23 protein-coding genes are annotated in these 25,563 nt (G+C 39.9%); 9 read left to right on the top strand and 14 right to left on the bottom strand.

Annotated features, from left to right (window positions below; genetic code table 11):
• Positions 1–64: 64 nt before the first annotated feature.
• Both AWW67_RS08465 and AWW67_RS08460 read right to left on the bottom strand, forming a co-directional pair.
• The gene (locus AWW67_RS08465) at positions 65–1,894 is read right to left on the bottom strand and encodes an ABC transporter ATP-binding protein (RefSeq protein WP_062301098.1); all 1,830 of its coding nucleotides are present in this window, start codon (positions 1,892–1,894) and stop codon (positions 65–67) included.
• A gap of 49 nt (positions 1,895–1,943) precedes the next feature.
• On the bottom strand, positions 1,944–3,608 hold the full coding sequence (locus AWW67_RS08460; RefSeq protein ID WP_062301097.1) for a hypothetical protein: 1,665 nt from the start codon (positions 3,606–3,608) through the stop codon (positions 1,944–1,946).
• A gap of 161 nt (positions 3,609–3,769) precedes the next feature.
• On the opposite strand from AWW67_RS08460, the gene AWW67_RS08455 reads away from it, so the two are divergent.
• On the top strand, positions 3,770–4,012 hold the full coding sequence (locus AWW67_RS08455) for a type B 50S ribosomal protein L31 (RefSeq protein ID WP_053223489.1): 243 nt from the start codon (positions 3,770–3,772) through the stop codon (positions 4,010–4,012).
• A gap of 188 nt (positions 4,013–4,200) precedes the next feature.
• Here the strand turns inward: AWW67_RS08455 and AWW67_RS19010 are convergent, their stop codons facing one another.
• Entirely contained in the window at positions 4,201–4,359 is a 159-nt protein-coding gene (locus AWW67_RS19010; RefSeq protein ID WP_176700016.1) for an acetate and sugar kinases/Hsc70/actin family protein, read from the bottom strand.
• A 198-nt stretch (positions 4,360–4,557) separates the two neighbouring features.
• On the opposite strand from AWW67_RS19010, the gene AWW67_RS19005 reads away from it, so the two are divergent.
• Positions 4,558–4,728 (top strand): hypothetical protein, encoded by a 171-nt coding sequence (locus tag AWW67_RS19005; protein WP_176700015.1) that lies wholly within the window; start codon positions 4,558–4,560, stop codon positions 4,726–4,728.
• Entirely contained in the window at positions 4,715–5,083 is a 369-nt protein-coding gene (locus AWW67_RS08450; RefSeq protein ID WP_062301095.1) for a type II toxin-antitoxin system VapC family toxin, read from the top strand. The genes AWW67_RS19005 and AWW67_RS08450 overlap by 14 nt, the downstream gene beginning before the upstream one ends.
• A 121-nt stretch (positions 5,084–5,204) precedes the next feature.
• Here AWW67_RS08450 and AWW67_RS08445 read toward each other — a convergent pair whose 3' ends face one another.
• Positions 5,205–5,969 carry a type III pantothenate kinase gene (locus tag AWW67_RS08445; protein ID WP_062301094.1) on the bottom strand — a complete coding sequence of 255 codons (765 nt, stop codon included), beginning with the start codon at positions 5,967–5,969 and terminating at the stop codon, positions 5,205–5,207.
• 42 nt (positions 5,970–6,011) lie between these two features.
• Entirely contained in the window at positions 6,012–7,712 is a 1,701-nt protein-coding gene (locus AWW67_RS08440) for an amidase (protein WP_062301091.1), read from the bottom strand.
• Between the two features lie 73 nt (positions 7,713–7,785).
• Between AWW67_RS08440 and AWW67_RS08435 the strand changes: the two genes are divergently transcribed.
• On the top strand, positions 7,786–8,205 hold the full coding sequence (locus AWW67_RS08435) for a hypothetical protein (protein ID WP_062301090.1): 420 nt from the start codon (positions 7,786–7,788) through the stop codon (positions 8,203–8,205).
• Positions 8,206–8,249: 44 nt separating this feature from the next.
• Positions 8,250–8,699 carry a DinB family protein gene (locus AWW67_RS08430; RefSeq protein ID WP_062301088.1) on the top strand — a complete coding sequence of 150 codons (450 nt, stop codon included), beginning with the start codon at positions 8,250–8,252 and terminating at the stop codon, positions 8,697–8,699.
• Here the strand turns inward: AWW67_RS08430 and AWW67_RS08425 are convergent.
• Positions 8,696–10,117: a DUF5723 family protein gene (locus tag AWW67_RS08425; protein ID WP_062301086.1), complete on the bottom strand. Its 1,422-nt coding sequence runs from the start codon at positions 10,115–10,117 to the stop codon at positions 8,696–8,698. The two genes, AWW67_RS08430 and AWW67_RS08425, sit on opposite strands and share 4 nt — an antisense overlap.
• A 611-nt stretch (positions 10,118–10,728) precedes the next feature.
• On the opposite strand from AWW67_RS08425, the gene AWW67_RS08420 reads away from it, so the two are divergent.
• From AWW67_RS08420 to AWW67_RS08410, 3 genes are all read left to right on the top strand, one after another.
• A complete protein-coding gene (locus tag AWW67_RS08420) occupies positions 10,729–12,267 on the top strand; it encodes a S41 family peptidase (protein WP_141655410.1) in 1,539 nt (512 codons plus the stop codon).
• Between the two features lie 78 nt (positions 12,268–12,345).
• Positions 12,346–15,159, top strand: coding sequence for a DNA polymerase I (gene polA, locus AWW67_RS08415; RefSeq protein WP_062301083.1), 2,814 nt, complete (start codon positions 12,346–12,348; stop codon positions 15,157–15,159).
• Between the two features lie 121 nt (positions 15,160–15,280).
• Positions 15,281–16,228, top strand: coding sequence for a pyridoxal-phosphate dependent enzyme (locus AWW67_RS08410; RefSeq protein ID WP_062301081.1), 948 nt, complete (start codon positions 15,281–15,283; stop codon positions 16,226–16,228).
• Positions 16,229–16,270: 42 nt separating this feature from the next.
• Here the strand turns inward: AWW67_RS08410 and AWW67_RS08405 are convergent, their stop codons facing one another.
• The 5 genes from AWW67_RS08405 to AWW67_RS08385 form a co-directional block, all read right to left on the bottom strand.
• A complete protein-coding gene (locus AWW67_RS08405; RefSeq protein ID WP_062301078.1) occupies positions 16,271–16,669 on the bottom strand; it encodes a lipocalin family protein in 399 nt (132 codons plus the stop codon).
• 41 nt (positions 16,670–16,710) lie between these two features.
• Positions 16,711–17,145: a hypothetical protein gene (locus AWW67_RS18870; RefSeq protein WP_141655409.1), complete on the bottom strand. Its 435-nt coding sequence runs from the start codon at positions 17,143–17,145 to the stop codon at positions 16,711–16,713.
• Positions 17,146–17,296: 151 nt separating this feature from the next.
• Positions 17,297–19,135, bottom strand: coding sequence for a hypothetical protein (locus AWW67_RS08395; protein ID WP_062301074.1), 1,839 nt, complete (start codon positions 19,133–19,135; stop codon positions 17,297–17,299).
• Between the two features lie 103 nt (positions 19,136–19,238).
• Positions 19,239–19,907, bottom strand: coding sequence for a LytR/AlgR family response regulator transcription factor (locus AWW67_RS08390; protein ID WP_062301071.1), 669 nt, complete (start codon positions 19,905–19,907; stop codon positions 19,239–19,241).
• Positions 19,904–21,394, bottom strand: coding sequence for a sensor histidine kinase (locus tag AWW67_RS08385; RefSeq protein ID WP_260311377.1), 1,491 nt, complete (start codon positions 21,392–21,394; stop codon positions 19,904–19,906). The genes AWW67_RS08390 and AWW67_RS08385 overlap by 4 nt, the downstream gene beginning before the upstream one ends.
• A gap of 556 nt (positions 21,395–21,950) precedes the next feature.
• Here AWW67_RS08385 and AWW67_RS08380 point away from each other — a divergent pair.
• Positions 21,951–22,367, top strand: a complete 417-nt coding sequence (locus AWW67_RS08380) for a VOC family protein (protein WP_375596903.1) — start codon at positions 21,951–21,953, stop codon at positions 22,365–22,367.
• 100 nt (positions 22,368–22,467) lie between these two features.
• Here AWW67_RS08380 and AWW67_RS08375 read toward each other — a convergent pair whose 3' ends face one another.
• The 3 genes from AWW67_RS08375 to AWW67_RS08365 are packed head-to-tail and all read right to left on the bottom strand — an operon-like array spanning position 22,468 to position 25,549.
• On the bottom strand, positions 22,468–23,163 hold the full coding sequence (locus tag AWW67_RS08375; RefSeq protein WP_062301066.1) for an ABC transporter ATP-binding protein: 696 nt from the start codon (positions 23,161–23,163) through the stop codon (positions 22,468–22,470).
• Between the two features lie 9 nt (positions 23,164–23,172).
• A complete protein-coding gene (locus AWW67_RS08370) occupies positions 23,173–24,645 on the bottom strand; it encodes a DUF5687 family protein (RefSeq protein ID WP_062301064.1) in 1,473 nt (490 codons plus the stop codon).
• Between the two features lie 4 nt (positions 24,646–24,649).
• Entirely contained in the window at positions 24,650–25,549 is a 900-nt protein-coding gene (locus tag AWW67_RS08365) for a M28 family peptidase (protein ID WP_071387101.1), read from the bottom strand.
• Between the last annotated feature and the right edge of the window lie 14 nt (positions 25,550–25,563).

Genomic DNA, 25,563 nt, shown 5'->3' with positions numbered 1-25,563 from the left:
TTGAAGAGGTTTTAATCGAATAAAGGGAATTATAAGAAATATATCAATGTAATCTGAAATAAATCTAAATGGATTGCATGTTGATGAGCTTAGTATACACTCCGTTTTGTTGCAATAAAGTTTGGTGATTACCCCGCTCTACAATTTCACCTTTTTGCATTACCAAAATTTCATCGGCATGCTGAATGGTGCTCAATCTGTGGGCAATCACAATCGAGGTTCTGTTTTTCATTAGGTTGGCCAAAGCTTCCTGCACCAGCTTTTCAGATTCAGAATCGAGTGCCGAAGTGGCTTCATCCAAAATCAATACCGGTGGGTTTTTCATTACCGCACGGGCAATGCTCAATCGTTGGCGCTGACCGCCTGAAAGCTTTCCGCCTCGTTCACCAATATTGGTTTCGAAACCATGTTCCAAACCCATGATGAAGTCGTAGGCGTTGGCAATTTTAGCGGCTTGCATTACATCTTCCAGCTTGGCATTGGGCATGGCAAAAGCGATGTTCTTAAATACGGTGTCGTTAAATAGAATTGACTCTTGGGTTACAATACCCATAAGCGCACGTAACGATTCGGCCGTAACGCTTGTAAGCGGATGCCCGTCAATTAGAATTTCGCCATCTGTTGGGTCAAAATAGCGAGGAATCAAATCTGCCATGGTCGATTTTCCGCCACCAGAAGAACCTACTAAAGCCACCGTTTTCCCTTTTTCCACCGTAAAGTTGATATTCTTTAATACCGTTTCTTTGTCGTAAGCGAAGCTCACATTTTGGAACTCAATTTTATCATTGAAACCTTTTAGAACAGTAGCATTCGGTTTGTTTTCAATTCTTGGCTGCTCGTCAATCAATTTAAAAATACGATCGGCTGAAACGATACCGCGCTGAATGTTACTCAAGGACTGAGAGATACTTTTTGCTGGATTAATAATTTGGCTGAACACGGCAATGTAAGCCAAAAGCTCACCCGCTTGTAAGCCACCTTTTTCGTTTAAAACGAGTGTTCCACCATAAACCAAAAGGGAAGCTACCACCACAATACCTAAAAACTGAGAAACGGGTGAGGCCAGTTCGTTCTTACGCGCCATGGAAATGTTGATTTTTCGGTAAGTCATGGTTTCCTTTTCGAAAAGGTCATCTACATAATCTTTGGCATTAAAACCTTTGATAATGCGCATGCCCGAAAAAACTTCGTCCATGAGGTTGACAATGCGACCTAATGACTCTTGACTTAGTACGGCCTTTTTCTTCAACTTCTTTACAATCCAAGAAATGAGAAAACCCATTACAGGGAAGAAGACCAAAACGAATAAGGTTAGCTGAAGGGAAGTGGCTAAAAGGAAAGCCACATAAATAATAATGGTGGCAGGTTCTCTAAAAAGCACTTTAATAGAGCTGACCAAAGTGACTTCAATTTCCTGAATATCGTTCGTCATACGCGACATGATGTCGCCTTTTCTTTCACCAGAGAAGAAGTTCAAGTGAAGGTTAGTGGTGTTTTTAAATACTTTGGTTCGAATTTTTTGCACCACATTGGCCTTTACAATGCCCATGGTGACATTTGAAAGGTAAGTGAAGAGGTTGGAGAGCAAGGCCGAAATGGCGATGATCACACTCACGTAAATCAAGCTACTTGACTTACCATAGGTATCGCGCAGGTAAATGAGTTTTTCGTAGAGAATGCCTTTAAGCTGATCTAAAAAGCCAACCTGATCACCAACAGTCGCTACAGGGTCAAGCCCTTCTTTTGTGTTTTCAAATATGATACTGAATAAAGGCTCTAATAAAGCCAAATTAGTTAAGCTGAAAATAATGGCCAGCGTGGCAAACAGAAAGTACTGCGGGAAATGCTTATGGTAAGGTTTGGCAAATGCCAGAATTCTCCGAAAAGTCTTCATAATTCAATTTCGGCCAAAGTTAAATATAAATAATGGGGAAAGCCCGATTTCAAAACTCGTGTTGGCGCTTGGCCAAATTCCAACGAAGTGAGGCACTAATGGTTGTGCTGTTTAAGTCGCGAGCCGCCAATTCGCTATTAAAGTTCCTTTGTAATAAACCCAAATCGAAAAACACGTTATGCATAAGCATGTACGACCCTCTTAATTCGATGTACATGTTTTTAGCATTTGCGCCTTGCCCAATTTTATTACCCGAAGTAGACGCGCGGTCATCCGTATCAGCCAATACGTTTCCACCATAATTTACGCCATCGCCAAGGTCTTCGCCCAAATCGGAATAAATGATTTTACCCACCACTGAAAGTCTTTCCAATGGCTGGTAGCGACCTACTAAAACCAATTCTTGAAAGTTTGCTCCCAGCGGATGCGCTAATGGATTTCTGTAATTAGAGTAACTATTATCAAATTCGCTTTGGTAGAGGTAAGGGCGAGCAAAATTAAGTTCTGCCTGTAAGTCGAGATTAGAAACACCAAAAGCATCGATACTTTTAGCGCCAAGTTGTATGCCGTAGCGGTTTCTCCAACTGCCGTCACCAGCGCGAAGATCGCCAAGTACAAATTCGTCTAACAGAGCTTGGCCGTAAACAGAAATTCCTTTTTTCACTTTCCAGTTAAAATCCAGCCCGAGCAAAACGTTATCGGGGCTGCCTTCTTGTAATTCTACGGCTCGGTAAAAAATAATGGGGTTAAAATAGGCCAATGTGGCATTCTCACTCATTACCGATTCAAATAATCCAATACTGAATTTTGGCGTAATATTTAACCCTAAACGGTGAAAAGCCCAGAACTTTTTAGGATAATCGCCATCACCAGGAAAACCCCTGCCGGTAAACGCGATGTCCGCTGTGAGTTCAGAAAACATGTTAGTGTACTGAAAAGGCCCTACTTGAGTATCGATTTTCAAGAAGAGATAAGGGCTAGAGAAATCCGAAAGAATCATGGAGCGGTGTCCGTTGCCTATAAAGTTCTTATCGTAACCCGCTTGTACTTTTATGCTTTTGGTTAAGCCGAAGGTAAAATACCCTCTTGCGTGAAAAAAGTCATAACCGTCATCTTTAAACTGTTTCCATATTCCCTCATTCGGAAAGGCCATTTGTGCGCCACTTATGTAGTTATTCACATAGGTAGGAAACTGTGCCTGTGTAGTGCTTATGAAAGTATAAAAACCTATTTTTCCATCTATTGAGCCTTGCACTTCTGCGCCTCTTGTGTTAGTATAAATAACGCCATCGGTTTCTGAGTCTTTTCCGCCAGTAAAATCAAAAACCGGGTTAATGTGTATGGTAGAATTTCCTCCTTGGTAATAAAGAAAGTCCGACTTCTTAGTGTAGAAGACATCCCACCAATTTTTATCGTTTTCTATGTATTCCGAATCAGTAAACTCCCAATTGTCGTTCATTAAAAACTCGAAATTAAATTTATCTTGTTCCGAAAAGTTTGGATACTCCTCTTTAATCGAATTTAAAAATGCCGCTAAGTTTTCTCGGCTTACGGGTTTAAAAGTCGTTTGGAACTCTTTGGCCTGCTCAGGAAATTTGGCTACAAAGCGATCGATGATATGGTAATAATCTCGATTGTAAGGAATTAAACTGCTTTGGCTCAAAGCCGAAACTGTAAAGAATGTAAGGCAGAGAAGTAAAAATAGCTTTTTCATAGGCGTATATAGCTGCTGCAAGATAAGCACTGCTGCGGTACAGATGGTTTAATTTTAGGGAAAGCTTAAAAACATCAATAATAAAGTAATTATATTTGTGAAATCGACTGTGGCTCACTACATTTGCAGTCCTTTTTGAGGGAAGTACTAAGAATAGCGTTATGAAAAAAGAAATCCACCCTGAATATAAGCCAGTTGTATTTTACGATACTTCAAGCGAGTTCAAATTTATGACGAAGTCTACAATGACTTCAGGAGAAACCATTGAGTGGGAAGATGGAAACACTTATCCATTGATTAAAGTGGAAGTTTCTTCTGCTTCGCATCCCTTCTACACTGGTAAGAAATTATTTGTTGATACTGCAGGACGTGTTGAGAAGTTCAACAAGCGTTACAAGAAGTAATCATCAATTTAGCTTATATGAAAAGGCCCCGACATGTCGGGGCTTTTTTTGTTGTGCATGCTGTGTGTATCGTCCTGAAATAGGTTGACACAAATAAGTGTAAGAATGAATAATAGGTATGAGACCGTATTTTTAATGCGATTTGCACTTTGCATCATCTTCGTTACAAACGAAGATGAGTTGAGAGATCACTTCAGCCGCTCATGAATCAACCTTAACCCTCCAAGGGTAAGGTGGCGGTTCACTTCGTCAAAGCGTTCGTGGAGTGGGGTAAGCACTGAAGAAAGTCCACCAGTAGCCACTACCTTAAAATTTCTACCCATCTCTTTTTGAATTCTATCGAGCATTCCTCCTATCAATTCAACCCTTCAGTTATTTGCTTATCAATATCTCTTAACAAAAGCTCGGAAGTGATTATATGAAGAGTTACTCCAACAAAGAACAAAACAAGAATATGACCTAAACGTATATTAGAGTCATTAGAAGGAGTCACTTTAGTAAGTTCTCTATTTCAAATTCTTATATTTAAAAAATACATTTGACTTATGGTTACTGTTATCAAAAGAGGTGCTAGCAAAAAAAGTATCGAAACCTCGATTAAAAAATTAGGAGGCTCTAAAAAAAAGGGCTTTGACGCTAATAAATTCTGCGGTGCAGTAAAGCTTAATGAAGATCCTGTGGATATTCAGAAAAGGTTAAGAAATGAGTGGAAATAAGCTTCTTTTAGATACGAATATTCTCCTTTATTTATTAGCAGGCGACCAGACCTTAGTTGATATCCTTCAAGGGAAGAATATTTACATTTCTTTTATAACAGAGCTTGAACTGCTAAGCTATAACCTTAACGCCTCAGAAAAAGGGGATATTGAAGCACTTCTCTCAGAGTGTATCATCGTAGATATTAACAGCGGCATTAAAAAGGATACAATTCAAATTAGACAAGCATTTGGCCTAAAATTACCAGACGCCATTATCGCTGCTACATCTCAATATTTAGATATTCCCCTAATATCTGCCGATAAAGGGTTTGGTAAAGTTGATTCCCTAAATCTAGTCCGTTACGAAAAATAGCTTTTCTCTAACTCCTACTTATTTACAACAAGGAGAAATTACCAAAACATTTTAATGCGATTTATACTTTGCAGCATCTCAACTGGTCTTCGCGTCTCGCTGAGACCACATCTGATCATATTCACTTCAGCCGCTCATGAATCAATCTTAAACCATCAAGGGTAAGGTGGCGGTTCACTTCGTCAAAGCGTTCGTGGAGTGGGGTAAGCACTGAAGAAAGACCTCCCGTAGCGACTACTTTGAAGTTTCTACCCATCTCTTTTTGAATTCTATCGAGCATTCCCTCCACCATACTTACATAGCCCCATAGCACTCCTGCTTGAATGGCATGCACCGTGTTTTTTCCAATGACCGAGGTGGGTAATTCTAAAGGCACATCTGGCAACTGTGCCGTATTTCCAACCAAAGCTTTAATGGCTGTTTTTAAGCCCGGGGCAATATTTACCCCATGAATATTACCCGAAGCCTCCACCACCGTAAAGGTGAGGGCAGTGCCAAAATCCACCACAATACAATCGGTTTTATAAAGGCAATGAGCCGCCATGGCATTGGCCATTAAGTCCGTTCCAATGCTGTGAGGGTTGCTGGTGATAATGGGCAGTTGATCGTAATATTTCGGGCCAATAAATACATGCTCACATTCAATCAAATTGGACCAAAACTCAGCCAAAATGGTGTTCATTTGTGGCACTACGGATGAAATAATGATGCCGTCAACATCGCTCAATTTGAGATCGTTTTCCAGAAAATTAAGACGCAAAAACACCTCATATTCGATCTGGTTTTTAATGGGCAGCGTATTAAATCGCCACTCATGAATCCACGCGTTTCCATCATGAATTCCGAAAACAATATTGGTATTCCCTGCATCAATGGCTAAGAGCATTTTCTCAATTTTTAAGCATCAAATTACAAACTCAAATGATCTCTATTTTTTCACAAACAGAGGTGGGTTCTCTTCATCAAAACCCGTGGCTTCTTGATAAGCCCTGGCCACCGCTAAAATCGTGGCTTCATCATACAAGTTCCCAATAAACGAAATACTGGTTGGACTTCCGTTTTGGGTATAGCCATTTTTCATGACCACAGCTGGATGCCCCGTAAGGTTGGTAGTCGAAAGCTGATTGTTCCCTAAGCTCGGGCTAATGATTACATCATAATCCTTCATCAGTTCATTCACTTTTTGCATCACTTCATAGCGCACACGGTTGGCATTAATATAATCCACGGCAGTAATAAAACGCGCTTCGCGGAAGGAGTTTGGCCATGCGCCTGAATTCTGTCGTACCAAAAGGCTATCTCGGTTTGAGCGCGTCAGTTCGTCAAAAGCAGCAGCGGCTTCTGCCGAAAGAATGTTCAACATTCCCCCAAAAGGAAGGTCGGAAACCCATTCAACGGGTTTTAAATCTGCACCTAACTTTGTCAACTCGTCCAATACCTGCTGATCGTTTTTCTTCTGAGTCTCGTTTCGGGTATTGTCAAAATAAGACTTAAGGTAGCCCACTCTTAGTTTCGATAAATCAACATTTGCATTATAATTGAAAGGGGCATCTTGAACCGAAAGATCAATCCCATCCGACCCTCGAATGACTTCAAAAACCAAAGCGCAATCGAAGGCATTTCGGGCAATCGGACCAATCTTGTCCATGCTCCAGCTGAGTGCCATCGCACCTGCTTTGCTCACTCGACCAAAAGTAGGTCGAAGACCAGTGACCCCATTTCGAGTAGAAGGAGAAACAATAGAACCCAAGGTTTCTGTGCCCAAGGCAAAAGGTACCAAACCAGCCGAAGTAGCCGAAGCCGAACCGGCTGAAGATCCGCTCGCTCCTTGTTCTAAATTCCAGGGGTTTTTGGTAGTTCCTCCATACCAAACATCGCCCATGGCCAAAGCACCTAAAGTAAGTTTAGCCACTAAAACGGCTCCAGCATCATCCAATTTTTTGATTACGGTGGCCAATTCATCCCCACGGTCTTGGTCTTTATAAGGTCCAGCTCCCCAAGTGGTTTTATAACCCGGAACGGCAAGCAAATCTTTCGCTCCGTAAGGAATACCGTGCAGAGGCCCCAAATAAGTGCCTTTCGCCAATAAATCATCCGCCTTTTTGGCCTGTGTTAAAGCGCGTTCTTTGGTAATGGTAATAACGGCTTCTAGCGTTCCTCCATGTTTTTCTAATCTATCCAGAAAGAATTGGGTAAGTTCAACTGAACTGATTTTCTTATTTTTAATCAGCGAAGAAAGTTGCGCTACGGTATAAAAAGCCAAATCGTTTTTATCCTTTGGCATTTCTACCTTATTCGGCAAAAGCCATTCAATTTTCTTTTGAGCCGGAAAATTCGTTTTTCCAATATTCGGGTTGAACAAAACGGCTGGTGGAGTGGCATTGTCTAGTGGATATTCGTGCAGTTCGCGTACATCTGCCAAACCCCTGTTCAGGTTAGGGAGAAGCTGTTCAATTTCAGCATCAGTCAGTTGCAGGTCAATTATTTTTTGAGCCGATTGCACATCGGCCTTTTCGATTTTGATTTCTTGAGCTACTCTGTAGCCCATTACAAAACCAGAAGAAACCAATAGTACCGCCAATAAAGCGACAATCGGAATTCTGAACTTACGGGGATTTGGCTGTTTCATAGGTTTAATTTAAATGTTTTGCCGTCCTTTGCAGAACAATAACAAAGCTAACAATCTGCTAAAGTTTTAAGTTATGAAAACGATGAAAACACAACAAACGCTATTTCCTAACTGGATGCGCGGATTCTTACTGATCGCCTGCGTTTATAATATATTTTGGGGCATTTTCATCGCTTGGTTTCCCGAAAGCTTTTACCATTGGGTAACCGAAAGCCAAAATACCACCCCAGAAATTCTTATTTGGCAAGGCCGAGCAGTGTTAGTTTTGGGCTTCGTTTATTTCGCAACAGCACTTCACCCTGGAAGACTTTGGTACTTAGCCCTTGTTGGAGCGCTCACTAAAATTGGGGGTGCCATATGGTTCTATACGGTGATTTTAGAAGGAAAAGTTGGCGACCAAGGCTTGTTTCACCTGATTATGAATGATGGAATTTGGGTGCCTTTCCTTATTGTGATTGCTCTAAAAGGCAAGGCTTACAAGGCCAGTAAATAGCTGAATTTTAATTGTTTCTGTTGTGAGTTTTAAATTTGAAAAACATGAAAGAACGTTTTACCAGACTTTTCGAATACAATATTTGGGCGAATAATCTATTTGCCGATGTGATCAAATCAAATACCTACAAAAACGATAAAATCACGAAGCTTTTCCACCACATTGGAAACGCCCAGCTGATTTGGCTCGACAGAATTACACACACTGAAGAAAACGTTCCAGAAGTTTGGACTGAAGGAAGTTCAATTGAGGCCATTGAACTGGTAAAAAGAAGCAGCCAACGATGGTTAGATTTCATCTATTCTCAAGAAGAATATGAAAATGTAATTGAGTACAAAAACTCAAAAGGTGATGCTTACGAAACCCGTATTTCTGATATTATGACCCATGTAGCAAATCATGGAACACACCACAGAGGCCAGTTGGCTACTTTGCTCCGCCAAGAAGATATTGCCCCACCAGTAAGTGATTTTATTTTTTACGTAAGGGCTTAAAAGAATATCCACTTCTTCCTTTTGTAGATAGGAGTGCGCTTCGTGTTGGTCATTGAAGTTCCGCGAGATGGCCCAAAGCAATAAGGTTTTTTGGCATTGGCTTTAAGCTGGCTGATATTGATGCTGAAGAAGAAACTGCCTGTATTGGGCTCACTGCTCAAAAGCGACCCTAAACTTTGAGTGCCGAGTGTAAAAGCCCCATAACGGGCAGCCAACCCTAAATGAAAAGCACCTTGCTGATTGATGTACAATGGTGCGTAAATCGCTTTCTTTTCCTTTTCCCAACGAGGGGAAATGGTAAGGCTATGTTGGTAATTAAGTCGATAATCTGCTTTAGAAAGGCTGGTTAGGTCAATTCTGGCAAAAGCGCCCAAATAAAAATCGTTTCCAAAATTGTAGTCATAACCAAGGTTGAGGGTGGTAGGCAAACTCACGGTGTATTCTCCGTTTAGGGAAGAGGTTTGGGCTACAGTTGCCAAACTATCGGCAACTCCTCTAAAACTGGCGATTCCGCTAAAAAGCGTGTCTAAATTTTCTGCATTTACATTGCCTAACAAACCTATACTTTGGGTTGAAGCGCTTCCATATTGAAACTTCATCTTTCCAACATCCGTGATGCTGGCGCTGAGTTTAAATTCATAATCAATATCCCTGTTACGATTGGTGCCATTCTCATCTTTTGACGCTTCCCAAAATGTTACTCTTTCGTAAACTAGCCCAAAGTCAAACCCAAAATGGTTGCCTATTAAATCAGGCAAACGATCCAGTTTTTCAGTGCCATCAAATTGCTCAAAGCTGTTGAGATTAGCAGAATAACCAAAGGCCAATTCGGCATTCGTCAAATCTGTATTGCCAGAGTTATCTGTCGAGTAACTAATGTCTTGAATATCCAAAAAAGCACTTCCTCTTGGGTTGATCAGCTTAAAGGTGGCCCCAGCTTTCCAACGATGAAAACCATCATCCTTTAAAATTTTGGCGTAAGTAAGTCCATATTCTCTCCAAAGGGCTGTAGCAAATTTTCCTGATTGATTGGTGGCTTGACTGTTCAAAAACTGAGGCTGAGTAAACCTTCCCATTTGGGTAATAAACTCTGGACTGAAATCAATGGCACTTCCGTGTGCGCGCATCCGATAGGTAAAACCTATCGACTCGTCACCTCGCAAAGTGGCCATCCCTGAAATTCCCCCTAAAGTAATATTTGAGTGCAAAAACCTTTGGCCGTCATTTAAATACCGAACAAAACCTCGATTGGTTTCTGTACTTTTTATGTAGGCAATGTTATTGGTGAGGAAGTAATTCGCATTCACTAAACTGATGTCGTACTTGTATGGAGAACCCGCCAAGTTTGCAGGCTGAAACTGCGCTCCAATAATCCCAGAAAAATCGGAATGTATGTACCCATTAAAGCTTTGACCCATAATAAGTTGGGGTAATAAAAGCGTCAGAAAAGCAAGTACAAATCGCAAAATGGAACCGAAATTTCTTTGAAGCACTGAAATTACGTCAATTTCTAAGAAATATTTTAAGCATTCTATGTTTTCCGTAAAAACCACAAAACCAGCAACATACGATCACCATTCGAGGTAATTGCCAAATAATCTATCTTACAACTCCACTTGTGCAAAACAATAATGTGTGTCGGTACATTTTAATTATCTATGAAATTCGAAATATTGTATTCAAACAACATCTTAAATTGTGTGAAAAGCATTTTTCTGTATATTTGTATTCCTTTCAACAAACACCTAGCGGTGATTCTCCGCTTATTGCATTTCCCAGATTACTGAACCAAACATCAATCGAACTAACGTAAATACGTTTTTCAACCACTCGTATTTACTCATTTCTATACCCTGCCACACAGGGTGTGCTAGGCGTTACACCTATACTATAGAGGTAATGCCGAAATATTGGAATTAGTAAATCGCTAACAGAGCCACAAGGCCTTAAGCCGATCTTCAATTCGCTGAACATCAAGGTTTACGAATTGAATCCAATCATTCACCCTGATGACCAAAACAGGAATAGAATGATTAGAAATACGGCAATAAAGGTTTCAAAAAGTACATTCTCGATCATCGTCATGATGGTTTTGAGTCTGTCTGCCTTTGCCAATAACGGTTTCGATCACTCACTTTCTAAGCAGCAAGCCGCACAAGATCTTTCCTTTTACTTCAAACTAATTGACGAGCAACACGGTAATCCGTACGCCTACATTTCAAGAGCAGAGTTTAAGCAGCTTGTAGACGCAAGCATTAACAGCCTTCCAGAAAACATTAGCTATCAGCATTTCTCTAATTTGGTTATTGAGCTAAATCAGAAGTTAAGATGTGGTCACACTGCGGTATCCATAGACACTCAGATTCTGAAAACAGCTACTGAAAAGAGCGACTTCTTCCCTTACCCTGTTTCGATAATCGACAATGAAGTTTATATCGACTTTGATGGTGGAACTTTGCCACTAGGCAGTAAAATAGTTTCCATTAATGGAATTCCTTCGCAACAACTGTTGAAAGAACTTACTGCCTTAACCGTAACTGATGGGTTTATAGAAACTAAAAAATACAGAGAAGTAGAACAGAAATTCGGTTACTATTTTTTCCTTAAATACGGTGCTTCGGCTGAGTTTAATGTTATTTCTAATTTAAATGGAAAAACAAATACCACCGCTGTTCAAGGCATTCCTGGTAATCAAATGATGGCGAACAACTACATGCGCCCAGTTTACCAAACAAACGAAAGATACATTCACTTTACTCATGTGGATGCAATTGACTCCCTTCAAACCCTAGTACTTACCCTAAACACTTTCCAAGCCAGTCCAGAATGGTTTTTCCAGAAAATTTATGATCAATACTCTGCTGCCTCTAAGGGGGCGGGCGTCAAAAACTTGGTGCTCGACCTTAGAAATAATGAAGGTGGCGACCGTAGACTTTTGAATTTTCTGTACAAAATGATCGCTGGTACTGACTTGGTAGACCCATCTTCAACTTCTACCAGAAGCTTAAAAATTACACATGAAGACCAGTTAAGAGGCATCAATGGTGCTGTCGGTTCCGAAGAAGTAGTTGCAAATGCAGAGCAGTATTTAGAAAAACACTTCTCGGCAAACGCCAAAGGAGAGTTTGTAAATGACACCCAAAATTGGCACGAAGAATTTGAATTAGGCTTCGATTTAAAAGACCTGAAATTCGAAGGCCAAGTGTATGTGCTTACCTCAGGAAAGACCTTTTCTGCCGCTGCCGATTTCGCTAGAATTTTGGGTCAATTGGATAATGTAATTCTTGTTGGTGAAGAAACGGGAGGTGCAAACGCAGGCAGAACAGCCAATATGCTTTTGAATTATAGCTTGCCAAATTCTGCCCTAATGGTTCAAGTGCCCGTAATTTCAGAAACCTTCCAGAATAAAGGAGACAGAAACGAAATAGGTCGTGGTGTGTTTCCTGATTTCGCGGTTAAGAAAACCTATACAGACTTAATCAATAAGCAAGATGCCGTTTTCAACTTCACGCTTGGCCTAATTGCTCATAAACCTAATTTGGTGGCCAGCACTTCTTTAGGTCAGTAAATTGTTCACCCAGCTTTTTAGCACATAATTAATCAAAATTCTGTTTCCCTAAGTACTCGGATTACTTACCTTTATTGAATGAGTAAACCCGAAAAAACACTCTTCCTTCTGGATGCCATGGCATTGATTTATCGTGCCCACTTTGCCTTCAGTAAAAACCCAAGAATTAGTTCAAAAGGATTAAACACAGGAGCCGCCTTTGGTTTCACCAATAGTCTTTTCGAGATTATTGATAAGAAAAAACCTTCGCACATTGCTGTGGCTTTCGACACCCCAGCCCCAACTTTTAGGCATGTAGATTACCCTCTCTACAAAGCCAACCGCGATGCACAACCTGAAGATATCCGTGTTGCTATTCCTTTGGTGAAAGACATTGTTCGGGCATTTAACATTCCAGTGTTAGAACTCGATGGCTATGAAGCCGATGATGTAATTGGCACTTTTGCCAAAAAAGCTTCTGCCGAAGGCTTTGAAGTTTTTATGATGACCCCAGACAAAGATTACGGCCAATTGGTGGAAGAACATGTATACCTCTACAAGCCTGCATTTATGGGTAACGGGGTAGATATTATGGGAATTCCAGAAGTATTGGCGAAATGGGATGTAGAACGAATTGATCAAGTTGTAGACATGCTCGGGCTGCAGGGTGATGCTGTAGATAACATTCCTGGAATACCAGGTGTGGGTCCAAAAACAGCTTCAAAACTGTTGAAGGATTATGGCACTGTAGAGGGCATCATTGCACATTCACATGAACTAAAAGGAAAACTGAAGGAGCGTGTAGAAGAGTTTGGCGCCCAAGGTTTGCAATCGAAAGAATTGGCCAGAATTTGCACTACGGTACCCATCGATTTTGATTCGTCCACGATGGAATACAAAGGGCCAAATAAAGAAAAGCTGACGGAGATTTTTGAAGAGCTAGAATTTCGTACCACTTTGAAACGAATTTTGGGAGAAGCCTCTGCTACTCCAACAGCATCCAAGCCAAAAGCGGCTGCCAATACTTCACAAATGGGACTTTTTGGCGATGCTACACCAACCCTTTCCAACGGACCAGATGAACCTATTACTTCGGAAAAAGGTACATTAGCCAACACCGAGCACGATTATCATTTGATTGATACGCCTCAAAAAAGAAAGCGGTTGATCAAGTACTTGATGGTGCAAAAAGAGCTTTGCTTCGATACGGAAACTGACAATTTAGAACCGATTGAAGCCAATATGGTTGGGCTGGCCTTTTCATACAAAAAAGGGGAAGCTTATTACGTACCCACCCCACAAGATCGCGAAGAAGCCCAAGCCATTATTGAGGAATTCAGACCTGTTTTTGAAAATGAAGCCATTCTGAAGATTGCGCAAAACGCGAAATACGATATTCAGATCTTGAAGAATTACGGTGTTGAGGTAAAAGGGCCAATCTTCGATACCATGATTGCCCATTATTTGATCGACCCAGACACGCGCCATAATATGGATGTGCTGGCCGAAAATTACCTCAATTATACGCCAGTTTCGATTACCGAACTCATCGGTAAAAAAGGAGTAAAACAAGGCAACATGAAAGATGTCGACATTCACAAAGTAGCGGAATACGCGGGTGAAGATGCCGACATCACCTTCCAGCTAAAGCAAGTTTTTGCCCCTATGATGGAAGAAAACAAAGTGACCAAGCTTTTTGATGAGGTTGAAATTCCTTTGGTAAACGTATTGGCCGACATTGAATACAATGGCGTAAAAATCGATACAGATGCATTAGCCGCTATGTCGAAAGAACTGGAAGAGGAAAGCTTAAAAGCCCAAACTCAAATCTTCGAATTGGCTGGAAGTGAATTCAATATTGCATCGCCAAAACAGTTGGGCGAAATCCTTTTCGATCAGATGAAGTTGATTGAAAAACCGAAGAAAACTAAAACGGGTCAGTATGCTACAGGCGAAGATATTCTTTCGAAACTAGCGGTAGAGCATGACATTGCGCGCATCATTTTGGAGTTTAGGGAATACCAAAAACTGAAGTCTACTTATGTAGATGCGCTTCCAAAAATGATCAGCCCAATTGATGGTTTGGTGCACACCGATTACCGTCAGGCGGTGGCGGCTACAGGGCGTTTGAGCTCCAATAACCCCAACCTCCAAAACATTCCGATCAGGACCGAAAAGGGGCGTGAAATCAGAAAGGCATTTATTCCTCGTTCCGAAGACCACATTCTTTTGGCTGCGGATTATTCGCAAATAGAGCTTCGGATTGTAGCCGCTTTTGCCGAAGATGAGAGCATGATGGATGCCTTTAAAAACGGGCGAGATATTCACGCTACCACAGCCTCCAAAGTGTTTGGCGTTCCGTTAGAAGAAGTCGACCGTGATATGAGGCGAAAAGCCAAAGAAGTAAACTTCGGTTTGATCTATGGCATTTCAGCTTTTGGTTTGGCGCAAAACATTGGCATTAGCCGCACCGAAGCACAGCAAATTATTACGGCTTATTTCAACGAATTTCCTGGTGTGAAAAAATACATGGATGCCCAAGTGAACAAAGCGCGCGAGTTCACTTATGTAGAAACCATCTTAGGCCGAAGAAGGTACTTGCGCGACATTCATTCTAAAAATATGGTGGGTCGTGGCCATGCAGAGCGTAATGCTATTAACGCACCAATTCAGGGCAGTGCTGCGGACATGATTAAAGTAGCCATGATTAGCATTCACGATTGGATGAAGAAAGAAAAGCTTCAATCAAAAATGATCATGCAGGTGCATGATGAACTCGTTTTCGATGTATACAAACCCGAGCTTGAAATAATGAAAGAACGGATTCCAGCATTAATGAAATCGGCCATTGAGCTTTCTGTTCCTATGGAAGTAGAAGTAGGTGTAGGCGACAACTGGCTGAAAGCGCATTAATAGTTTGTTTATTTTACTCAACCCTCCAAAAGTTCAAGTACACAGTTCAGCTGTTTTTAATAAATTCTGAGCATATCAAAGCATCGACTTTTGGAGGGTTTTTACCATATTTAAAACCACTATGGAATTACCAATCAGTTTAGCAGAGCTTCGCGAAGCACACGAACGCATAAAGCCGTTCATTCATCGCACACCGATTCTTACTTCGGAAAGTATCAATGCAATTGCTGGCTGCGAGGTATATTTCAAATGCGAGAACCTTCAAAAGATTGGAGCTTTTAAAGCGCGTGGAGGTTTAAACGCTGTGCTTTCGCTTTCAGAGGCACAAAGGGCGAAGGGTGTGGTAACACACAGTTCGGGAAACCACGCACAGGCCATGGCCATGGCGGCCAAAACCTGCGGCATTCCTGCTTACATTGTAATGCCCAACACCGCACCAGAGGTAAAGAAGAAAGCAGTAGCGGGCTATGGCGCAGAAATCACATATTCCGAACCTACGCAAACGGCTCGCGAAGCTGCGGCAAATAAGATTATGGAAGCAACTGGGGCTACTTATGTTTCTCCTTATAACGATAATAAGGTCATCGAAGGGCAGGGCACTGCGGCCATAGAGTTTATGGAAGACCAGCCTGATTTGGAAGTTATGATGACGCCAGTAGGTGGTGGTGGGTTGTTGGCTGGAACCGCATTGGCGGCTCACTATTTAAAATCAAAAATCAGAGTTTTTGCGGGTGAACCGAAAGGTGCAATGGATACTTTTCTTTCGATGCAGAAAGGAGAGATAGTACCCAATACAAACGCCCATACCATTGCGGATGGCCTTTTGGTGACCGTGGGCGATAAGAATTTTGCCATTATTCAGAAACTGGTGAAAGAAATTCTAGTAGTAAACGATCAGGAAATAGTTGATGCCATGCGCCTGATTTGGGAGCGAATGAAAATTGTGGTGGAGCCTTCTGGCGCTGTGCCTTTTGCTGCCTTGTTAAAAAACAAAGCCCAGTTTGCGGGCCAAAAAGTAGGCATCATTATTAGCGGTGGTAATGTTGATTTAGGAAAGTTGCCTTTTTAATTTCACTTACTATTTCATCGTTTCAACCATATGGTTGACTCCTTAATCTGGTGTTACCCTTTTAAATTTTTCAGCACAGCCTTCATCACATGGACTCGGATCTGGTGTTAAGACCATAAGGTTATCTTTAGATTCAATTTTATAGGTCAGGTTAAACTGATTATCTGGGCAACTAAAGGTGATAGTTAAACGACCATCATCACTAAACTGATAGGTTCCCTCACACTCAAATTTGTCGGCAATTACAATATTATCCTCTAAGAATGTATAAGTGTAGCCGTCTGCTACGGAAGACCATTGACCAGCCCCACCATTACTTGAGTATATTTCCACCAATTGCCATGTTCCTTTGATGTAATCAGTATATGTGTTGTCAATATCATTTTCACCACATGAACCGAGCAATAACAAGATTACGAATGCGCTAAATAAATTTTTCATTTTTTAATTAATTATGATGTGATGAGTTCAGGATTTAGCTTTCAATCAGAAGCTTTCGGAGTACTTATTCTCTTGAACTTTGAATAACAACCTTCATCGCAAGATGATTCTTTTGGAGAAGTAACTAAGTAACCTTCAGCATCAATTCCATAGTAAAAAACCAAACTCAGCTCTTTATCTTCACAGTTCAATTGCATGGTGAGCTCTGCTCCTTTTTCAACTTTCCTTGTTTGAAAAGAACCATCAACCTGATCAACAGAACACCCTAGTGTTGGCTCTTCAGTGATAAGTGTTGAGTCTGTTTTGAAGGTAATCATATACCCATTCTCCAACGCTTGATAGGGTTGAGCAGAACCACCATCATACCGTCCAACAAGTTGCCAGACTCCAAATATGGAGTCATTTATTGGTTGTTCATCCTGACTATGACAAGACGAGACCAAAATGAGCACTAAAAGTATTGGTAAGGGTTTCATAGTGCATAATTTATTTAAGGATAACATGATAACTTACCGAAGGGTCTTTATTATGCATTCGGAGAACGTAATTTCCTTTTTCTTAATTAGACACGTTAAGCTTACTAAAGGTGGTAACGCTTCCAGAAATGATCTGATTTCGCGTACTTTTTCATCTCTTCAAACCTTTTAAAACCAGTTCTTCCTGAATTAAAACATCTCTCATAAATAAGTTTTGATTGATCTTCTTTAAGCCTGACTCTTTGAAGGCCAAGAAGATATTCAGAAGAGTTTTAGCTTCTATTAATGATAGGTTCAGTTCGAAATCATCTCGACAATCATTGACAAACTCATCACTAAAATTAGGAGCAATCAACAAGGTTTTTATCACTGAATATCCAGCACTTTGAGTTAACTCTTTATAAGCTTTGATCTGACGAGACACACTGCTGAACTTGGTGTAGTTTTCCTTACTGGTTTTACACTCCACTAAAATAATATTATTGTCACCGAGGTTGATCAAAATATCAATTTGGTTCTTCTTATTATTAATCTGTCGTTTCAGATGGTTATCTATACTAAAGCCTAAATTCTCCAAAATACTGGCAGTCAAGTTTTCGAACTTCAAACCAATATCAGCTTCCTTAATTTGAAGACCGTTTTCTTTAAGAGCGTTTAAATCTCTATTTCCAATCAAGTGATAGTTTTCAATGTATAGACTCTCCAAATCCTGATATGCTTTCAGAATATTTGAGATTTCATCTCCTCTTGTAGATATGTTATGCTCTTTACAAAAAGCTGAAATAGAATCCTCATCTAAAATATCCAGAACATCTCTAGGCTTAATATTATAGTCCAATAAGTATTTTCCAGAAAGCACGTTCTCTTCACTCAATTCAAACTCTTCCTTAAGCTGCTTATTTATGCTTTTTAGGGAGCTCCCTAAATCTATCATAAGGCGTTCATAACCATCAGTCGAAATCCCTAGCTTTTCTTCTTTTTCTAAATGAATAAAGTAATCAATAATTAATTCCAGTTTTGCTTCAAGGGTGCTTCCTCCAAAATTGGCTATGTTGAGCTTCTCTGCTATTCCATTGATTATTTTTTTCCTATCCGTAAGGTTAAGATCAGGTTTGAATATGTCTTCGCTAAGCGTTTTAGTAAAACTTAAACCTTCTTTTATGATTAGTCTAATCTTCTGATCTCTGCTTAGTTTCCAATCAATGTTGTGTTTTCTACAGACTAAATTAATTTGGGAATCGAGTAAGGTTTTTAAAGTTCTTCTAAAGTGTTTATCCGCAACTTCTTTTCCTCTGACAGCTCTTAGCACTCTAACAACTTCTTCTGCAATAAAGACTTTATTCTGCTTCTGAGAGTAGAATAAAACCCCTTTATTTCTCAACTCATCAATCGTTTCTTGAACGTCTTTTTGACTAATAGGAATTACCAGATAATTGATAAGCCTAATCTCTTCTTGTGACAAAGCAAGCTCTTTAGTAAGAGTAACTAAAATGCTCAACTCATCAGAAGTGATTTTGGAATCAGAATTATTAGCTAAATCATTTTGATACGCAACGTTCACACAAGCCTGATAGATTCTATAGTCTCGAAGTCGTTCTGGAGCAATGTTTGAATTACCCGAAGTCATTTCAGATTGTAAAACTTTAAGCTTCTTCTTTAACTCTTTAATTTCTTTGGAATAAAGCGAATAAAACCACTCCCTATTCATTATAGCATTACCGTCACGACTGACAATATCAATCAATAAGTCGAATTGCGAAGATGTATCGAGGAACTCATTTCGAAGAAATCTCTCAAAATCACTTTCTATATATTCGAAAACTTCACTGATTAAGACGCTATCCAAGTTCTTTAATTCACCGTCCGAACTCGAGATAATCTTATCGATTGCGTTTCGGTTTTTTGATATCGGAATTAACTCATTGATGATCTTTAAAAAAGAGTTCTTTTCTCTAAAGTTAAGCTGCTCGATAATCTCATGTAGTCTCATACGTTCAAAATGTTTTGGTAAGAAGCAGTCTAATCTACGAAAACAAGATGAGATTTATATTTTTTATAATTACCAAAAGAGATAATAACAGTTTTTTTGATCCTCAAGCAATAGCCTCCACCAACAACTGATAGTAAATGCTGCTAATGGGAATTATCTCGCTACCGATACTTAACTGATGCTTTTCTATTTTATTGATAAAGGTCTTATTGACTAAAAACGAGCGGTGGGTTTTTAAAAAGCCATGAGGTAAAAGTGCGTTTTCAGCTTGTTGCATTGTCATTCGGCTGAGAACTTGTTCGTTTTCCGTTACAAACTTTACATAGTTGCCTTCGGCCTTGGCGTATTTGATTTTCGCTATTTCAAGTCGCACATATTCATAACCCGTTTTCAGAAAAAGATGCTGATCATTCTTTTGTTCCAGTCGGTCGCTGGCCTTATTTACCGCCTTTAAAAACCTTCCAAAATCGAAGGGTTTTAGCAGGTAATCTACGGTCTGAAAGTCATAACTCTCCAGCGCGTATTCCTGATAAGCCGTGGTGAAGATGACCAAAGGCGCTTTCGAAAGACTTTTCAGAAAATCCATTCCAGAGATATCCGGCATTTTCACATCCAAAAACAGCAAGTCAACCGAATTGGTTTTTAGAAATTCAAGGGCCTGATAGGCATTGGTAAAGCTCGCTTTCAATTCCAAAAACGGAATTTTATTGGCGTGACTTTCGATAATGTCTAGCGCAATCGGTTCGTCATCTATGGCAATGGCTCTGATCATATCAAGGTAATTTTAATGTTAGCCTCAAAGCTGTCTTCCGTTTCATAAATTTGAAATAGGTGTTTTTCAGGATAAAGAATGCCCAAACGCTTTCTCACATTCTCCAGCCCAATTCCTGATTTACTTTTTTCAGGATCTTCTGCATGTTTGTGAACGCTATTTTGCACATTCAAATGCACCTCTTCCGCATTACAAGTTAATTTTATTTTTACCCAAGAGGGTTTTTGAAAACTGACCCCATGTTTAAAAGCATTTTCAACAAACGGAATCAGCACCATGGGCGTAATTTCTCCTTGGCAACCCTCCGCTACATCTACTTCCAATTGAAAATGATCTTTTTGTGAAATTCGCAAAGTTTGAAGTTCGATGTAATTACGGAGGTAATCAATTTCCTTCTGCAAAGGAATTTTCTCAGCGTGGTTTTCGTGGAGCATAAAACGCATCATCTCACTTAGTCGCTGCACGGCATGGGCCGTTTTTGGGCTTTCCTCATTTAGCGCCAAACCATACACCGTATTTAAAGAGTTAAACAAAAAGTGCGGATTGATTTGAGATTTGAGCAGGGAGAGTTCGGATTTGGAATGTTCTACGTCCAAAATTAGTTGGCCACTTCTAGTAATTGCTTTCCTTCTAAAAACAAAATACACTATTGAGAACACTTGAGATAAAATTAAAATTATAAAAAGCTGATCAACAGTAAACCCAATGTTTTGAAGGTCACTACCAAACGAGGTATAGGAGGTTGCTAATAAGGTTAACAAAAAACTCAAAATAGTGGCCAGCAAAACAACCAAAGGTATCCGCTGTATCAACGTACGTAAGTCTTTTGAGGCATACAACCAAAGAACGTTAATAGCTGAACATACCATTAATATAATTGCTTGTAAAAATGGTATAGTATAGAAATAAGAGGAAAAGGAATATGGAATACCGGATAGCTGCATTCTGATTAAATTACTAAACACGTATAATAAAGTAATCGTAAACCAGAAAACAACTATTGCTCTTAGCTCAGATTTAAACGGGGTAAGATATCTTTTCAGCTGGGCTGAGGCGCTAGGCATCACGTAAATTCTTCTCAAGAAAAAGTAGATTACAATCAGACATAATCCTTGAAAGAAAAAATACGCGTGTCCAATAAAGTGAACCAAAGAAGCATCCTCTTGATCAAAGCTAAATCTTGTGCTATCAAACATAAAAGGGATAAAAGAAGATTCCTTCCTTTCTAATCCAGATAAAACATGGTCGTAAAATTGTGTACTAGAGTAATAGCTAAGCAAGGCAGTAATAGACGCGCCTAAAATTAAAAGTATAAACACTTTAAAATAGAATCTCCAAGAAGTCAAAGTAGTTAGGTAACCAGATTCTAAAAGCTTACGCAAATAAAAAAACAGAGTAGCAACGAAGAAGACCCTTGATACCTGATATAAACCAAACCTCCATGTTCTATTATACTCATAGAACTCTGAAGCGGCAATTGTTGCCATGAATAACAAAATAACAGCTATAACACTGATAGCCATCCATTTTTCGATTTTACAAAGTCTAATTTCTCTCTTTTCCATACCCAAGAATACCGCTCGGTATCTGCTTCAAAAAATAAATGTGACCAAAGCCCAAAACAATGTGACGGAATATAATCTATTCTTGCAAGCCAATAGATAATTCACTCCTTCTCGTTTGCAACGAGAAGGAACTACTCAAGCATTTTTAATGCGGTTTATATCAACAAGTACAGCCGATTGTGATGCCATACACTCCTAAAAAGCGGTTATTTTTTCACTAATCCATTTCTAGCTTTGGCTTTGTCTAACAACCTCGTTGCAAACGAGGTTGAGTGAGCGTGGGCTCTCTCCTTCTCGTTTGCAACGAGAAGGGTCTACAAAAGCATTTCTAATGCGATCTAAAACAACAAACACAACGAAATAATACACGGCCAACCCATTTACATTCCAGCATTGTGCAGCAACCTCGTTGCAAACGAGGTTAAGGGAATTTGCACAACAAATCATAAATGCTCAATTTGTCTAAAAAAACATCAACATGAACACTCCTTTTCATTTGGCCTTTCCCGTAAAGGACATCGAATCTACCCGATCTTTCTTTGGCGACTTACTGGGCTGCGAAATTGGCCGCTCTACCGATAAATGGATCGACTTTAATTTCTTCGGCCATCAATTGAGTGCACACGTAAAACCGGAAGAATTGGCCCAAGCGCATGCTAATATTGTAGATGGTAAAAATGTACCCGTTCGCCATTTCGGAGCCATTTTAGAATGGAAGCAATGGCACACCTTAGCCGACAAGCTGAAAGCCCACGGAACTGAGTTTGTAATTGAACCTTACATCCGTTTCGAAGGCCAAGTAGGCGAACAAGCTACCATGTTCTTTCTCGACCCCAGCGGAAATGCTTTAGAGTTCAAAGCCTTTAAAGACACCAGCCAAATTTTTGCTAAATAGGAGTTTGAAAAACGAAAATTAATGAAAAAGCTACTTTCTGTATTCCAATCTCATCCTCGTTTATTACGAGGATGAATTCATCGAGCATTTTCAATTCGGTTTAAGCCGTAAAGTACTCCTCCAAGTCCTTTAAAGTAGTTTCGCTCGTTTGAATATCTTTCTGAACTTTCCCCCTTTCGAGCAAAACAATGCGTTCGCAAACTTCGGTAACGTGGTTTAAGTCGTGGCTAGAAATGAGTAAAGTAACATCCTTTTCTTCCTTCAGCTTTTTAAGAATTACCTTCAAACGAATTTGTGTTGTGGGGTCAAGGTTAGCAAAAGGTTCGTCCAACAAAATGATTTCAGGATTGCCCATTAAGGCCGCCACAATGCCTACTTTCTTTTGGTTTCCTTTAGATAGATCGCGAATGTACTTTTTCTTCCCTCTGATTTCATCGTTAAACAAATCATCGAACTGGCTTAAGAACTCCTGCAAATCACCTTTTGAGTAATTGTGCAATGAGGCAATAAATTCAAAATATTCGTCTGGTGTTAGGTAATCTATAAGGAAGGATTCGTCTAAAAATGAGCCTGTATAGTATTTCCAATCTTCGTTATTCTGAACGTTTTCGCCCTTAGAAAGCACCTCGCCTGTCGAGGGTCTAATCAGGTCCAAAATCATTCTGAAGAAAGTGGTTTTTCCCGCACCATTATTTCCAACCAAGCCAAAGCTTTCGCCTTTGGCAATATGCATTTCAGGAATATTGACAACCTCAACTCCTTTATAACTTTTCGAAAGTGCTTTTACGTCAATCATCTTAATGGTTTATTGGGATCTAAAACTTGCAGCAAATTTATGTCTTCGGCTAATGAAAAACTGGGTGAGGGCATTCAGCGTTTTATCACGGAATAAGAAGCCAATGAGCCCAGCCAAACCTGTTAGAACCAGCCCTAAATTTTCGTAACCGAGTATTAAAAATGGAGCGTAAAGTATGTAGGGCAAAATCATCATAGGAATCATAATGAGGAATTGCGCTGCGCCCACGCCTTCATAATTAAAGGCGGCTCCTTTATTTAAATCAATCTTTTTCGGGTTGAACATGGCCAATCGCATTACAGCGAACACGTTCAAGCCAATGTTGAACAAGTAAGCGACAAGGTTAATCAAAACGATCTTCCATCCGAAATAGCCATAGGCCAGTGAAACTACGAATGCAATAGTAGATGTAGCCACAAACAGCCAGTATTTTGATTCTATAAACTGCCTAGAAGTAACCCTTCTGGTCAGAATAAAATCGAAATAGCCGCTCTCCCAACTCAACAAAAACTGACCATAATTGATAAAGAAAATACCCGTGATAAATACGCCCGCAAACATGAAGATGAACTGCATGTCTTGATAGGCATCATTAGTATAAAAAATCAATCCATAGAGTAGCAATACCCCGCTCATGATCAAAGTGTTTCTTGGGCGTTTGTGGCGTAAAATTAATTTCAGTTCAAGCTGAATAAGCTCACCAATTCTTCCATATTGTTTTAAGAACCCGAAATCTCCTGTTACCTTTTCTTCCTTTTTAATGGCCAATTCCTCTGGGTAAGTATTCTTCACCAAGAAATTGTAGTTGAGCCTGTAAAACACAAAGGCCAATACTACGGGAATGGCGCCCAAAGCTGGTTGTTCCACAATAAAGCCAAAAGCGGCAGAAGATAAATCTGAAAACGAAACCAGATTAAAGTAATCGAGTGCAGCTAAAGCTGCCACAAAAACCAGAAGGCCGATAAATAAATTAGGGATGTCATTCATCTTCTTTTTAAAGAGGATGACCACAAAATGCAGCGTTATAGAAAGGCCAACAATTGAGGCCAGCCAACCTACAGCACTTACCGCCCCATAATCGGCCCCAACTCTTATGATAGAAAAAGGAAGAAAAAGCAAAACAGCCAACAGATTGAAAGCACTAAAAAGGCTCTTTCTAAACATAAAGTGAATGATCTTCCCTTTTCTAATTGGCAGGTGTAAATAGGGTTGAATTTCTAAAACAGGCACATTCTGCATAAAGAACCTGAGCATAAACTCCACCAGAAAATAGTAGAGAATAAAGCCATTCACAAAAACCAGCGGGTCATTATCAGGGAAGAACTCCCTAACAAGTTTGTCCATTGCCACACCAGCAATCAGCACGTAGGCCAACATCATTAGGGCCGCAAAACCTAAGAAAACATTAGTAAGAAGGCTCTTTGCCCAAACAGGCGAGCGAAATTCCTTTTTCCAAATGTGCGATATAAGCTGGCTAATCATAGGCTTAGTTTAAATTTCTATCCAATTCTATAATAGAGTAAAGAACTGCATGTGCGGCTTTTATATAAAATGCCTGATTTACATTTTCAAATTCATCAGTGCCTTTGTGATAATGCTCGTGGTCTTCTACACCAAAATAAAGAAAGGGAATATTGTTCTTGTGAAAAACCCCATGATCCGACTGCATCGTCCAATCGTCTTTACCCAAATCTGGAGAATCGTGGCCAAAAAGTAATTTCAATGGCGGCACCTCTACCTTTTCCAAAATGGATTTAAACTTAGGGTAGAAATGGGTTCCTGCTACATAAAGCTCGTTTTTATCATTAATACTGATCATGTCCATATTAACATTCAAAATTACATTCTCGATAGGAAACTCAGGATCATTAAAAATGGCTTTCGCTCCTTGCAGCCCCATTTCTTCGCCATCTAGCGCAGCAAAATACAATGTGTGTCTTGGCTTATTACTTTTAAAATATTCCATCATGGCGAGCATAGCTGCTACTCCAGAAGCGTTATCGTCTGCGCCATTAAATACCTCACCATTTCTCACCCCAACGTGATCGTAATGTGCAGTAATAATAAAAGCAGAATCTGACTCTCCTTGAATATAGCTTATAATGTTTTCGCCCTTAATGGTATCTCCTCGGCTCACAAAAGTGAATGGGTGGCGGTAGCCCTTCACCAAACTTTTTGGATTAACGGCATCCATTTGTTTAATGATAAACTGACGGGCGGCTTCAGCACCTTTGGTTCCAGTTTTTCTGCCCTCAGCAGCATCATGTGAAAGTTTTCTTAAATCTTCTAACATGATTTCTGTATCCAGATCGTTTTGGGAATAAGCGCTAATTGGCGCACCAACAAATAAGACAATAAGGGCAAGGTGGAGGATATGCTTTTTCATTTTTATTTGGTTAA

The sequence above is a fragment of the Roseivirga seohaensis genome (genome assembly GCF_001592945.1).
GTDB classification, from domain to species: Bacteria; Bacteroidota; Bacteroidia; order Cytophagales; family Cyclobacteriaceae; genus Roseivirga; species Roseivirga seohaensis.
This window is presented reverse-complemented; position numbering and strand designations above follow the sequence as displayed.

Bases quoted from the DNA above. Each gene is read 5' to 3' on its own strand.
- AWW67_RS08440 (WP_062301091.1), bottom strand. From the start codon at position 7,712: ATGAAACAGCCAAATCCCCGTAAGTTCAGAATTCCGATTGTCGCTTTA.
- AWW67_RS08385 (WP_260311377.1), bottom strand. From the start codon at position 21,394: ATGGCAACAATTGCCGCTTCAGAGTTCTATGAGTATAATAGAACATGG.
- AWW67_RS18870 (WP_141655409.1), bottom strand. From the start codon at position 17,145: ATGAAACCCTTACCAATACTTTTAGTGCTCATTTTGGTCTCGTCTTGT.
- AWW67_RS08410 (WP_062301081.1), top strand. From the start codon at position 15,281: ATGGAATTACCAATCAGTTTAGCAGAGCTTCGCGAAGCACACGAACGC.
- AWW67_RS08425 (WP_062301086.1), bottom strand. From the start codon at position 10,117: ATGGGTCAAAGCTTTAATGGGTACATACATTCCGATTTTTCTGGGATT.
- AWW67_RS08435 (WP_062301090.1), top strand. From the start codon at position 7,786: ATGAAAACGATGAAAACACAACAAACGCTATTTCCTAACTGGATGCGC.
- AWW67_RS19005 (WP_176700015.1), top strand. From the start codon at position 4,558: ATGGTTACTGTTATCAAAAGAGGTGCTAGCAAAAAAAGTATCGAAACC.
- AWW67_RS08465 (WP_062301098.1), bottom strand. From the start codon at position 1,894: ATGAAGACTTTTCGGAGAATTCTGGCATTTGCCAAACCTTACCATAAG.
- AWW67_RS08420 (WP_141655410.1), top strand. From the start codon at position 10,729: ATGATTAGAAATACGGCAATAAAGGTTTCAAAAAGTACATTCTCGATC.
- AWW67_RS08375 (WP_062301066.1), bottom strand. From the start codon at position 23,163: ATGATTGACGTAAAAGCACTTTCGAAAAGTTATAAAGGAGTTGAGGTT.
- AWW67_RS08445 (WP_062301094.1), bottom strand. From the start codon at position 5,969: ATGCTCTTAGCCATTGATGCAGGGAATACCAATATTGTTTTCGGAATT.
- AWW67_RS08455 (WP_053223489.1), top strand. From the start codon at position 3,770: ATGAAAAAAGAAATCCACCCTGAATATAAGCCAGTTGTATTTTACGAT.
- AWW67_RS08450 (WP_062301095.1), top strand. From the start codon at position 4,715: ATGAGTGGAAATAAGCTTCTTTTAGATACGAATATTCTCCTTTATTTA.
- AWW67_RS08395 (WP_062301074.1), bottom strand. From the start codon at position 19,135: ATGAGACTACATGAGATTATCGAGCAGCTTAACTTTAGAGAAAAGAAC.
- AWW67_RS08380 (WP_375596903.1), top strand. From the start codon at position 21,951: ATGAACACTCCTTTTCATTTGGCCTTTCCCGTAAAGGACATCGAATCT.
- polA (WP_062301083.1), top strand. From the start codon at position 12,346: ATGAGTAAACCCGAAAAAACACTCTTCCTTCTGGATGCCATGGCATTG.
- AWW67_RS08365 (WP_071387101.1), bottom strand. From the start codon at position 25,549: ATGAAAAAGCATATCCTCCACCTTGCCCTTATTGTCTTATTTGTTGGT.
- AWW67_RS08370 (WP_062301064.1), bottom strand. From the start codon at position 24,645: ATGATTAGCCAGCTTATATCGCACATTTGGAAAAAGGAATTTCGCTCG.
- AWW67_RS08430 (WP_062301088.1), top strand. From the start codon at position 8,250: ATGAAAGAACGTTTTACCAGACTTTTCGAATACAATATTTGGGCGAAT.
- AWW67_RS08390 (WP_062301071.1), bottom strand. From the start codon at position 19,907: ATGATCAGAGCCATTGCCATAGATGACGAACCGATTGCGCTAGACATT.
- AWW67_RS08405 (WP_062301078.1), bottom strand. From the start codon at position 16,669: ATGAAAAATTTATTTAGCGCATTCGTAATCTTGTTATTGCTCGGTTCA.
- AWW67_RS08460 (WP_062301097.1), bottom strand. From the start codon at position 3,608: ATGAAAAAGCTATTTTTACTTCTCTGCCTTACATTCTTTACAGTTTCG.
- AWW67_RS19010 (WP_176700016.1), bottom strand. From the start codon at position 4,359: ATGCTCGATAGAATTCAAAAAGAGATGGGTAGAAATTTTAAGGTAGTG.